Raw genomic sequence first — 11378 nt, forward strand, 5'->3', positions numbered from 1 at the left:
GTCGGACTTCGCATCCGACTTCGCGTCCTTGGAGGCGTCCTTGGAGGGGGCCTTCTGCTCCTTCTCGGGTTCGGAGGTGTCCGACTTCGCGGGCCGCGCGCCGTTGGCGGTGGCGCCTGCGGGGGCCGGAGCGGGACCCGGCTCTGGGGGTGCGGTCGGCCTGCCGTTTCCGCCGGCGGACTGCCGGGGACCGCCGTCGGCGGGGGCGTCGTTCACCGGCCCGGGGGAGTAGTCGACGAGGAATTCGTGCCAACTCGGGTCAACCGACGACGGATCCTCGCGGAACTTGCGGTACATCTCTTCGACCAACCACTCGTTCTGACCGAATGGTGAAGGTGAGCTCACGGCTGCTTTTCGCCTCAATTCTTCGCTTTGGGCCAGCACCCCGCGGCAGCCGGCCACCCCTTTTCGACCCGGTGCGCGGGTTCCCCGCGTTCAGCCGTCTCAAGGCTAGCGCTTCGGTCATCGGCCCGACCAGGCAACGTAGTTATGGTCGTTGCGGTCACCCCCCGGGCGGGCGGGACCGCCGCTACGTGCGCGGCGCGGGCAGCAGATGCAGCGGCGAGGGCCAGCGCTCCGGCGGTGCGCCGAACGCTCTGTGCGCGTTGGCGACGATCTTCTTTCCCATCAACCGGTTCCCGACACCGCCGACCACCGCGCCGATCCCGACGGGCAGCATCTTGCCGAATGCCAGCGCGCCCCGCTTGAGCGTGTAGCGCTTGACGAAGTACCGCAGCAGCCGCGAGTTCAGCTGCGACAAGGCCGGCAGCGGCAGCGTCGCGGCGCCGTCGGCCACCCACGCGCCGCTGGTGCGGCCGGGACCGACGAGGTCGGCCACCGCGCGCTTGCCGTCCTCGCCGACGAGCACCGACAGCACCAGGGCCCGGCGCCGCTCACGATGCTCGGCCGGGATGCCGTGCACCTCCGCGACGGCGAGCACGTAGAGCGCGGTCGCCTCCAGGAACACCACGGTCTCGCCGGCCACGGCCGACATCGCGATCAGCGTGCCGATGCCGGGGAACGCGGCCGTCGAGCCCACCGCCGCGCCGCTGGCCATCACCGCCGCCATGTACTGCTTGTCCAGCCTGCCGGCGATCTGCGCCGGGGTGGCGCCCGGGTTGGCCTCCCGTAGCCGTTGCACGTAGGCCCGCACGGCGGGGGCCTGCACGCGGGCGCCGCGTTCGATGATCTGGGAAAGCACCTTGGCGGCGACGCTCGGATCCTCGTCGACGACCGCGGGCGGCTGACTCTTGGCTCGTGACCTGGCACTCATGGGTGCTTCCTCCCTGTGAACCTGCTCTCAGGCTAACCCGAGTGCAACGAGCCACCGCGTCCGCCACGTGCCCGACGTGATCGCGGTCACGGTTGGCGATCCGGGGAAGAAATCACTGAGAAGTGTCGCTAACCACTTGCATGGCAATATCCCCTGTCGTGGATGGAACGCACCCTGGGACCGTGGCTCCGCCGAGCCGCACCCGGATGATCTTTGTGCTCGGCCTGCTGGTGGCGCTGGGCCCGCTGACCATCGACATGTATCTGCCGGCCCTGCCCAGGATCGGTGAGGAACTGGGGGTGTCCTCGTCGATCGCCCAGCTGACCCTGACCGGCACGCTGGCCGGCCTGGCGATCGGGCAGCTGGTGATCGGTCCGCTGTCGGACTCGCTGGGCCGTCGCAGGCCGCTGTTCGCCGGCATCACGCTGCACTTCGTGGCGTCGCTGATGTGCCTGTTCGCGCCGAACATCACCGCGCTCGGCATCGCCCGCGGCCTGCAGGGCATGGGCGCCGCGGCGGGAATGGTGGTCGCGATCGCGGTCGTCGGCGATCTGTACAAGGACAACGCGGCGGCGACGGTGATGTCCCGGCTGATGCTGGTGCTGGGCGTCGCCCCGGTACTGGCACCGTCGCTGGGCGCCGCGGTGCTGCTGCACGGGTCGTGGCACTGGGTGTTCGCCGCACTGGCGGTGATCGGCGCGGCGCTGCTGCTGATGGCCGTGCTGGCGCTGCCCGAGACCCTTCCCGTCGACCACCGCAGGCCGCTGAAGGCGCGGGGCATCGCGAGCACCTATCTGGAGCTGCTGCGCGACGTGCGCTTCGTGATCCTCATGCTCGTCGGTGCGTTGGGAATGTCGGGCCTGTTCGCCTACATCGCCGGCGCGTCGTTCGTGCTGCAGGGCCAGTTCGGGCTCGGCCAGACCGCGTTCGCGTTGGTGTTCGGCGCCGGCGCGATCGCGCTGATCGGCACCACCCAGTGCAACGTCGTGCTGCTGAAGCGGTTCGCCCCGCAGCAGATCATGGTGTGGGCGCTGGGCGCGGCCTCGGTGGCGGGCGTGGCGTTCGTCGCGCTGGCGGCCACCGGTGTCGGCGGCCTCTACGGGTTCGTGATCCCGGTCTGGGCCATCCTGGCGGCCATGGGCCTGGTCATCCCGAACGCACCCGCGGTGGCGCTGACCCGGCACCCCGACGCCGCGGGCACCGCGGCGGCACTGCTGGGCGCTGTGCAGTTCGGGACGGGCGCGCTGATCGCCCCGGTGGTCGGTGCGCTCGGCAATGACGAGTTCGCGATGGCGATCGTGATGGCCGCCGGCGTGACCGCCGCGCTGGCCGCGCTGCTGCTGACCGGCGCGCACCGCCGCCCCGCGGTCGCCGCGCCCGACGTGCTGATCGCCGAAGCTGCCTGATCTGCGGAGGTATTCCCGGTTGACTTGTCGGGACCTCCGCCGGACCGTAGCGTCGGGCCGGACGATCCTCCCCGAGTGAATTCTGGCTGACTGCACCATGTTCGAATCCGTGACGCCGCATGCCAGGGGTGCCAACCCCTGGCACGCGCTGTGGGCGCTGCTGGTCGGGTTCTTCATGATCCTGGTCGACGCGACGATCGTGCCGGTCGCCAACCCGGCGATCATGGCGCAGCTGCACGTCGACTACGACGCGGTGATCTGGGTGACCAGCGCGTACCTGCTGGCCTACGCCGTGCCGCTGCTGGTGGCCGGCCGGCTCGGCGACCGCTACGGACCCAAGACCATGTACCTGATCGGGCTGTCGGTGTTCACCGTCGCGTCGCTGTGGTGCGGACTTTCCGACAGCATCAGCACGCTGGTCGCGGCCCGCGTGCTGCAGGGGGTGGGGGCGGCGCTGCTCACCCCGCAGACGTTGACCGTGATCACCCGGACGTTCCCCGCCCAGCACCGCGGGGTGGCGATGAGCGTGTGGGGTGCCACCGCCGGGGTGGCGACGCTGGCCGGCCCGCTGGCCGGCGGGGTGCTGGTGGACACGCTCGGCTGGCAGTGGATCTTCATCGTCAACGTGCCGGTCGGCATCGTCGGTCTGGCGCTGGCGGTCTGGTTGGTGCCGACGCTGCCTGCCCAGCACCGGCAGCGTTTCGACCTTCCCGGCGTGGTGCTCTCCGGGGTCGGCATGTTCCTGATCGTGTTCGCGCTGCAGGAGGGGCAGGCCCATGACTGGACGGGCTGGATCTGGGCGCTGATCGCGGCCGGGATCGCGATCATGGCCGCGTTCGTCTACTGGCAGTCGATCAACCCCGGCGACCCACTGATCCCGCTGGCCATGTTCAAAGACCGCAACTTCTCGATGTCCAACCTGGGGGTGGCGACCATCGGGTTCGTCGCCACCGGGATGATCCTGCCGCTGATGTTCTACGCCCAGGCGGTGTGCGGCCTGACCCCGACGCAGTCGGCGTTGCTGACCGCGCCGATGGCGGTCGCGACGGGCGTGCTGGCGCCGCTGGTCGGCCGCATCGTGGACCGCTCGCACCCCCGCCCGGTGGTGGGCTTCGGGTTCTCACTGATGGCGATCGGGCTGACCTGGTTGTCCATCGAGATGACCCCGGCGACCCCGATCTGGCGGCTGGTCCTGCCGCTGACCGCGATGGGCGTGGCGATGGCGTTCATCTGGTCGCCGCTGGCGGCCACCGCGACCAGAAACCTGCCGCAGCAGTTGGCCGGTGCGGGTTCGGGCGTCTACAACACCACCCGCCAGGTCGGTTCGGTGCTGGGCAGCGCGGGCATGGCGGCGTTGATGGCCTCCGAACTGTCGGCCAAGGTCCCCGACGCGCCGGGCGGTGCCGCCCGGCCCGAGGGTCAGGTCGCCGAGCTGCCGCCCTTCCTGCACGCGCCGTTCGCCGCGGCGATGTCGCAGTCCATGCTGCTGCCGGCGTTCGTCGCGCTGTTCGGGGTGATCGCGGCGCTGTTCCTGTTCGACCTGGTGCGCTCGTCGCCGCCGCCGGCGCCGCAGCAGGACGCCGAACCTGAGCCGGCGTACGACCCCGATCACGAGTTGTACTGGGCCGACGGCGAAGACGAGTACGTGGAGTTCGAGGTGAGCCGCGACCCCACGGTGTTCGACGACGGAAGGGCCGACACCGCGCTGGCCGACACCGACGTGTTGCGCCCGCTCGCCGAGCCGGTCGTCGCGCCGGACCCGGACCGGGAGTGGCGCACCATCCTGGAGAAGCTGCTGGCCGAGTCGCAGTCGCCGGAGGCCTCCAACGGTAACGGCCACAACGGATCTCGCGATCGGCGCCACAGTGGCGAGGTGCAGCCCGATGCCGGCAGGCACTCCCGCGACTAGGTGCTCATCAGTTCGGCCAGCTGCTCGTTGGTCTTGCGCAGTGCCACGGCCAGCGCGCCCAGCGCCTTGTCGCGCACCCGTTCCTTGCCCGGCGGGAACACCGGGAACAGGTCGCGTGCGGCGTTGAGCCGCGCGGACCTCATCCACTCCATCAGCTCCGGATCCCGCAGCCAGCGCAGTTGGGCGAGGTTGTCGGCCAGTGTGTGCCGGAGCCAGTCGATCGGCGCATCGGGGTGGGGGACCGGCGCGCACAATGCGTTGCGCACCGCGTCGTCGGGATAGCCGGCCTCGACGTGGGCGATGAACGCCGCACTGAACACCTGCTGGCAGCTGCGCACGCTCTGCAGCGTGATGCGGTCGCCGTCGAACACCGGCACCGACGGCGGGCGCGGCAGCCCCTGGGTGGTGCAGTCGACGTACAGCGACGCCGGGGCCGGAATGGTCGCGTCCCGCAGGCGCAGGTGGTCGGGTTCGACGTGCTCGAGGTGGCCGTGCCGCACCACGTCCCGGACACTGCGCAGCCGTTCCAGTTCGCGCCGCGACACGATCGCGCAGTGGTACATCGTTGGTCGCACCGCAGGGTCGAGGCGCATCAGGATGCCGGCGTCCTCGAGTCCGGCGAAAAGGTCGTCGAGCGTGGCGGACTCGTCGATCACCCGCATCCGGGCGGCGACCGAGTCGCGCAACTCTGCGACGAACTGCGGGCCCGGCTGGATGTTGGCCCGGTTGAGCAGCCACGATTCGCGCGGCCTCACCCAGCGCACGGCGTCGGCCGGGACGCCGTTGCGCAACAACCACAGGCAGCAGTCCATCCCGGTCTTGCCGCCGCCCACGATCGTGAAATGCCCGTGGCCGGGTGCGCGGCGGGGCAGGTCGTTGGGGGCGATCACCTCGATCCCGTCGGCCGCGGTGAACGGCGCCGACCGCATCGACTGCACGACGGTGAGCAGGTAGGTGGCATCGACGGTCCGGCGCCGCACAGTCACCCGGTGCTCCCGTCCGTCCAGGGACCGAAAGGTGTTGTCGCCCAGGTACCGGGACATCGGGAAGTAGGTCAGACGTCCCGTAGGCAGCAGGTGGTTGCGCATCACCTGGTCGTAGTACGCGCACACCTCGTGCCCGGTGGCGAGCTCGAAGAACCCCTCGTTGGGACCGCTGCGGTCGATCGACCCCTCGTTGCCCAGCGGCTGGGAGTTCACGCCGTAGTAGGCCGACGGCTGATGGAGCCGGACGAACGGGTACACCGAGTTCCAGTGCCCGCCGGGCTGATGGTTCTGGTCGACGAGCGCGACCGTGGCGTCGGTCTCCGTCAGCAGTGTGTCGACGAAGGCCATGCCCATGGCGCCCGCCCCCACCACGAGGTAGTCAGCCTCGATCCCGGTCATCCTCGGGCTGGTACCCAATTCGGTCAGGAGAACAACACCGCGCGGTTCAGATAGCCGGTCGGGTCGAACGCCGCCTTGACCGCCTGCATCGCGGCGATGTCGGCTTCGGTGCGGGCCATCGACAGGTAGTCGCGTTTCCGCGTGCCGACGCCGTGTTCGGAGCTGACGTTGCCGCCGTGCTCCGCGATCAGCGACATCATCGCCGAGTACAGCGCGCGCTCGCGGTCGCCGGCGAGGTCGCAGCGCACGATGTTCAGGTGCAGGTTGCCCTCGCCGATGTGGCCGAACAGCACCGGGATCGCCTCCGGCGCATGCTCGGCGATCAGCGCCTTGGCCGCGTCGGCGAACCCGTGGATCGCCGACAGAGGCAGTGACACATCGAATTTGAGCGGCGGGCCGTAGACGCCGAGCACTTCGGCGACGGCTTCGCGGACCTGCCAGAGCCGCTGCTGGGCGGCGTTGTCCACGCCGACGGCGGGTTCGTCGGCCAGGTCGGCGTCCGCGAGCGCGCCGGCCAGCCGGTCGGTCAGATCCGTTTCCCCGGCCAGTTCGACCAGCAGCTGCCAGGCGCCCCGGACCGGCGCGGCGACACCGACATGCTCGGCGGTCAGCGCACTGGCCCGCGCGTCGATCAGTTCCAGCGCCGCGATGCCCTCCATGTCGCGGAACACCCGGCCCGTCGCGATCAGCGCGTCCAGGTCGTCGAAGCCGCAGATCGCGGTCACCCGGCGGCGGGGAGACGGGTGCAGCCGAAGGTCCAGTGCGGTGATGACGCCGAGGGTGCCCTCGGCGCCGACGAACAGCGCGGCGAGGTCGTATCCGGTGTTGTCGCTGCGCACCTGGCTGTGCCGGTGCACCACGGTGCCGTCGGGCAGGACCACGTCGAGCCCGATGACCTGTTCGCCCATGTTGCCGTAGCTGACCGTGCGCAGCCCGCCGGCGTTCGTCGAGGCCATCCCGCCGACGGTGGCCGAGTCGCGGGCGGCGAGGTCGACGCCGAACACCAGGCCCGCCGCCGCGGCGGCCTTCTGCACCTCGGCCAGCGTCACCCCGGCGCCGACCCGGATCCGGCGCTCCACCACATCGACCTCGCCGACGTCGCGGAGCCGCTCGGTCGACAGCAGCACGTCGTCGTGCTCGGGCACCGTGCCGGCGACCAGCGACGTGCGCCCGCCCTGCACGGTCACGTTCACCCCGGCGTCGCGGCACGCCCGCAGCACCGCGGCCACTTCGTCGGTCGAGCCGGGACGCACCAGCAGAGTCGCGTGACCCCGGTACCGGCCGGTGTGGTCGATGCTGCGGCCTTCGAGCACGTCGGGATCGGCGGTCACCTGGGTGGCCCCGACAATGGCCGCGAGCCGGTCGGGCAGCGCTTCGGTCACTCCGTCGGTGTATCACAGGCCGACAGGGACAGGAACGCGCCGAGCTCCCTGAGCCGGTCCGGGGTGCCCGGCAGATAGTCGGTGAGGTGGCGCGAGCGCACGATCACGGCCAGGTACTTGGCCCGGCTGACCGCGACGTTGAGGCGATTCCTGTTGAGCAGGAACGAGATTCCGTGGGGGACATCGTCGATCGAGGACGCCGTCATCGACATGAACACCACCGGCGCCTGCTGGCCCTGGAATTTGTCGACCGTGCCTGCCCGCACCTCGGTCAGCCCCGCCGCGTCGAGGCGGCGGCGGACCAGCACCACCTGCGCGTTGTACGGGGTCACCACCAGCACGTCGCTCTGGGCCAGCGGCCGGGTCCCGTGCTCGTCGGACCATCGGGTGCCGAGCAGGCCGGTGATCTCGGCGATGATCGCGTCGGCCTCCTCGGGGCTCTCCGTCGCGTTGCCGAGATGGTCGACGGCCAGGGTGCGCACCCCCGGCGTCACGCCGTCGAGGCGGCGGGCCGCGGTGACGGTCTCCGCCGAGCGCAGCCGCCCGTCGTAGGACAGCTGGGACACGGCCCGGCACACGTCGGGATGCATGCGGTAGGAGCGGTCCAGGAAATACCCGCGTTCGGGCGGCAGCGTGTGTTGGCCGTCGACCAGCCAGCCCAGCGCCGACCCGTCGACGGGTTCGGGGTGGGTGCCCTGGCTGACCTGGGGGAGCTGCTGCGGGTCGCCGAGCAGCAGCAGATTGCGGGCGGACTGCGCCACCGCGACGGTGTTGGCCAGGCTGAACTGGCCGGCCTCCTCGATGACCAGCAGGTCGAGGCTGTCGCGGGCGATCTTGTTGCCGTTGGCGAAATCCCACGCGGTGCCGCCGACCACGCAGCCGTCCTGGCACAGGAACTGCGCGTAGTCGTCGCGGTCCAGCGCGGTCCAGCCGGTGCTGACGGTGTTCAGTTTTTTGCCGACGCGGGCACCGTCCACCCCGGCCGACATCACGTCGCCGAACAGGTTCTCCACCACCGCGTGCGACTGCGCCACCACCCCGACGCGCCAACCGTGCTCGCCGACCAGGGTCGCGATCACCTTCGCCGAGGTGTGGGTCTTGCCGGTGCCCGGCGGGCCGTGCACGGCCAGATAGGACGAGTCCAGATCCAGCAGCGCGGCGGTGATGTCGGCGACGACGTCGCCGGTGCGCGGCAGCCCCGCACCGCGGCGGGTGCGGGGCGGGCGCCGCAGCAGGATGTCGGTGAGCGCGTCGGGGGGCAGTGCGGGCAGCCCGGCGGCCACCAGTTGCGCGGTCTCGGCGATCGCGTCCTGCAGTTGCCGGGTCGGGATGGGGGAGCCGGGGGTCAGCGCGAACGGCACCTGGGTGAACACGTCGCCGCCCTTGGGCTGGCGCTCGACGATGACGACCTCGGTGGGCGCTTCGGGATCGTCGCATTCGGCGACCGTCACCGAGCCGAACCCGCGCTGGTCCGGATCGTCGGCCAGCCCGGGCGGGGAGGGCGGGTCGTAGAGCGCGTACATGTCGCGGGTGACCTCGCCGGTGGCGATCTCGCCGAACAGCCGGATGCGGCGCTGGGGTTTGCGCGCTCTGGGCGGGGTGTGCCAGTCGGTGACGATCTCGTGGCTCTCGGCGATGAACACGCCGCCGTCGTCGGCCCATTCGTCGACCGGATTGTTGATCCGGTCGAAGTGCGCCCACCAGAACGGCTTGTCCTCGCGCTTGTGAAAACCCTTGGCGGCGGCCAACAGCGCGACCGCGGTCTGTTCGGCGGTGCGGGCCTCGATGCCGTCGCCGGCGAATTTGAGCAGTGCGCGTTCCACCTCATCGGGCGGGTCGGCCGTCACCTCGCGAAGGTCCTGGGCGGCCGCACGCGGGACCGGGCCGCGCGGCGGCACACCGGAATCGATGGCGCGGGCCATCAACCAGTCCCGCAGCCGCCGCGTCGAGCGGCAGTCGTAGCGGTTGTAGTCCTCGATCTCCTTCAGCACGGCGGCCGCCTCGTCGGTGCGGCCGGCGTCGCGCAGTTCGCAGTAGCGGGCGTACTCGGTGATCGACGCGGTGGCGGTGGTCACCTCGCCGCTGCGCAACTCGTTGCCCATGTAGAGCGGCTCCAGCGATTTGATGCTGTAGTTCTCGGTGCCCACCCGGATGCTCTTGCGCACGATCGGGTACAGGTCGACCAGCACGCCGTCGCGCAGCAGCTCGTCGACCTCGCGTTCGCCTTCGCCGTAGCGGCCGGCCAGCCGCAGCAGCGTGCTTTTCTCGTAGGCGGCGTAGTGGTAGACGTGCATGCCGGGATAGCGGCGTCGGCGCTTGCGCACCATCGCCAGGAAGTCTTTGAGAGCCTGGCGTTCCTCGGCCCGGTCGTGGGCCCAGAACGCGTGGAACTCCTCGTCGGCGGTCGGCGAGGGCGCCAGTGCCAGCACCCCCCACAGGTATTCCAGCCCCCACTCGTGGCCGTCGGTGGTCCACAGCGGATCGCCTTCGAAGTCGAAGAACAGGTCGCCGCGGTCGGCGTCGGGCAGCACCATGAGCGGCTGCGCGTCGATCAGTTCGTAGGGCGGCTTGCCGTCCTCCCGGTCGGCGAGCTGCAGACGGGCCTGGGCGGTCAGCGCCGTGACGGTGCGGGTCGACAGCTCCGGGACCGAGCCGCGGTGGGCGGCCAGCTCCGGCACGGTGCTGATGCCCGCGTCGAGCAGCCGGGCCCGCTGGCTGACCCGCATCCCGGCCACGAGAAGCAGGTCGTCGTGCGCGCGGACCTGCGGCGCACATTCGGAACACCGGAAGCACGCGCGCACCCGCTCGTCCTCCCAGGCCACCGGCCGGCCGCCGGCCAGGTGCTCGTCGAGCAGCCGTTGCAGCGCGGCCCGCCGGGGGCGGTAGACCGGCAGCAGTTCCTCGAGCGGGTAGCTGGCCGAGGTGCCGTCGCCGAGCACCAGGTCGACCTCGGGGGCGACGGGCACCCCCGCGTCGGTGAGGGTCTCGGCGTAGGCCGCCATCTGCAGCAGCGCCTCGACCTTGACCGAGCGGGCCAGCTTGGTGTCGCGCAGCCGGTAGCGGGGGCCCGCGTTGTCGTCGGCGGCGGCGCCGTCGGCGGGGTCCTCCAGGATCAGGAAGTCGGCGAATCCGACGAACCGGCCGTCGAACATCGCGGCCTGGTAGATCACCGGTGCCCGGCGGGCGATCGCCTGCAGTGTCTGCTCGGCCGCCGCGGCCAGCCCCGCGACGGTGTACTTCGGCCGGCCGATGATCGCGACGTCGGCGTCGAGCCGGAGCTCGTCGAGGTGGCGTCGTTCGTGGTCGTCGCCGAGAGTCGCGGTGCGGGCCAGCAATTCGTCGTCGCCGGACACGTCGGGACCCCAGCCGAGCCGCGCGTCGAACGAACGCAGCAGCGCGTATTCGCAGCGCGCCGCGGCAGCCAGGTCGGAGGCGCTGTAGACGACCCGGACCTCGTCTGCGTCGGTGGCGACGAACACGCAGCCACTGTAGGCGAGGCCACCGACACCCTCAGCCGCCGCGGAATAGCGTTCCTGGTCGCGGATCGGGGCTCGAGCGCAGCCAGGAACGCTATTCCGCGGGAAGGCGGCGGGGGGTCAGCGCGGCGTGTTGCCGATCAGCTCGACGCCGCTGCCGTTCCAGCGGAACTTCACGACGCTGTCCAGCCCGGGCATGCCGCTGGAGTACTTCAGCGCGACCGTGTCGCCGGTGCTCTGGGCGGTGTCCAGGCCGTTGAAGCCGTACGTGTCGGGCACCCCGGTCGGGATGAACTTGCCCTGATGGAACAGCACCGCGCGGGTGTTCGGGTTCTCCGAGTTGGTGTTGGCCTTGACGATCACCGCCGACAGCTGCGCGCACTCGTTGTAGTTGCCTGCCAGCGGCTCGGGATTCCAGGCCTGGTTGCTGCGCGGGTCGCGGGGCAGCTCGGACACCGCCCGGGCGATCTCCGGGGCAGCCAGGTCGGTGACGCACGGGTCGTCGACGGGGCCCGGTGGCGGGCCGGTCGGCGCCGGCGGTGGCGGG

General features: G+C 71.1%; 8 protein-coding genes. 2 read left to right on the forward strand and 6 right to left on the reverse strand.

Annotated features, from left to right (window positions below; all coding sequences use genetic code 11):
* Positions 1 to 345: 2-oxoglutarate dehydrogenase E1 subunit family protein (locus MVA01S_RS32170; RefSeq protein ID WP_159426349.1), on the reverse strand; the 345-nt coding region annotated here is incomplete at its 3' end.
* A 184-nt stretch (positions 346 to 529) separates the two neighbouring features.
* Positions 530 to 1273 (reverse strand): hypothetical protein, encoded by a 744-nt coding sequence (locus MVA01S_RS25530; protein ID WP_003931084.1) that lies wholly within the window; start codon positions 1271 to 1273, stop codon positions 530 to 532.
* Positions 1274 to 1413: 140 nt separating this feature from the next.
* Between MVA01S_RS25530 and MVA01S_RS25535 the strand changes: the two genes are divergently transcribed.
* On the forward strand, positions 1414 to 2679 hold the full coding sequence (locus tag MVA01S_RS25535; protein WP_040541551.1) for a multidrug effflux MFS transporter: 1266 nt from the start codon (positions 1414 to 1416) through the stop codon (positions 2677 to 2679).
* A gap of 97 nt (positions 2680 to 2776) precedes the next feature.
* Positions 2777 to 4588 carry an MFS transporter gene (locus MVA01S_RS25540; RefSeq protein WP_003931086.1) on the forward strand — a complete coding sequence of 604 codons (1812 nt, stop codon included), beginning with the start codon at positions 2777 to 2779 and terminating at the stop codon, positions 4586 to 4588.
* Here the strand turns inward: MVA01S_RS25540 and MVA01S_RS25545 are convergent.
* The 4 genes from MVA01S_RS25545 to MVA01S_RS25560 all read right to left on the reverse strand — a co-directional run.
* Positions 4585 to 5973 carry an NAD(P)-binding protein gene (locus tag MVA01S_RS25545; protein WP_003931087.1) on the reverse strand — a complete coding sequence of 463 codons (1389 nt, stop codon included), beginning with the start codon at positions 5971 to 5973 and terminating at the stop codon, positions 4585 to 4587. The two genes, MVA01S_RS25540 and MVA01S_RS25545, sit on opposite strands and share 4 nt — an antisense overlap.
* Positions 5974 to 5996: 23 nt before the next feature.
* The gene (locus MVA01S_RS25550) at positions 5997 to 7355 is read right to left on the reverse strand and encodes an FAD-binding oxidoreductase (protein ID WP_003931088.1); all 1359 of its coding nucleotides are present in this window, start codon (positions 7353 to 7355) and stop codon (positions 5997 to 5999) included.
* The gene (locus MVA01S_RS25555) at positions 7352 to 10834 is read right to left on the reverse strand and encodes a TM0106 family RecB-like putative nuclease (protein WP_003931089.1); all 3483 of its coding nucleotides are present in this window, start codon (positions 10832 to 10834) and stop codon (positions 7352 to 7354) included. Before MVA01S_RS25555 ends, MVA01S_RS25550 begins: the two co-directional genes overlap by 4 nt.
* Before the next feature lie 117 nt (positions 10835 to 10951).
* On the reverse strand, positions 10952 to 11378 hold a 427-nt coding region (locus tag MVA01S_RS25560), incomplete at its 5' end, for an LppP/LprE family lipoprotein (protein ID WP_060941739.1).

Origin of the sequence: Mycolicibacterium vaccae NBRC 14118 = CIP 105934 (genome assembly GCF_001552715.1) — a bacterium.
GTDB lineage: Bacteria > Actinomycetota > Actinomycetes > Mycobacteriales > Mycobacteriaceae > Mycobacterium > Mycobacterium vaccae.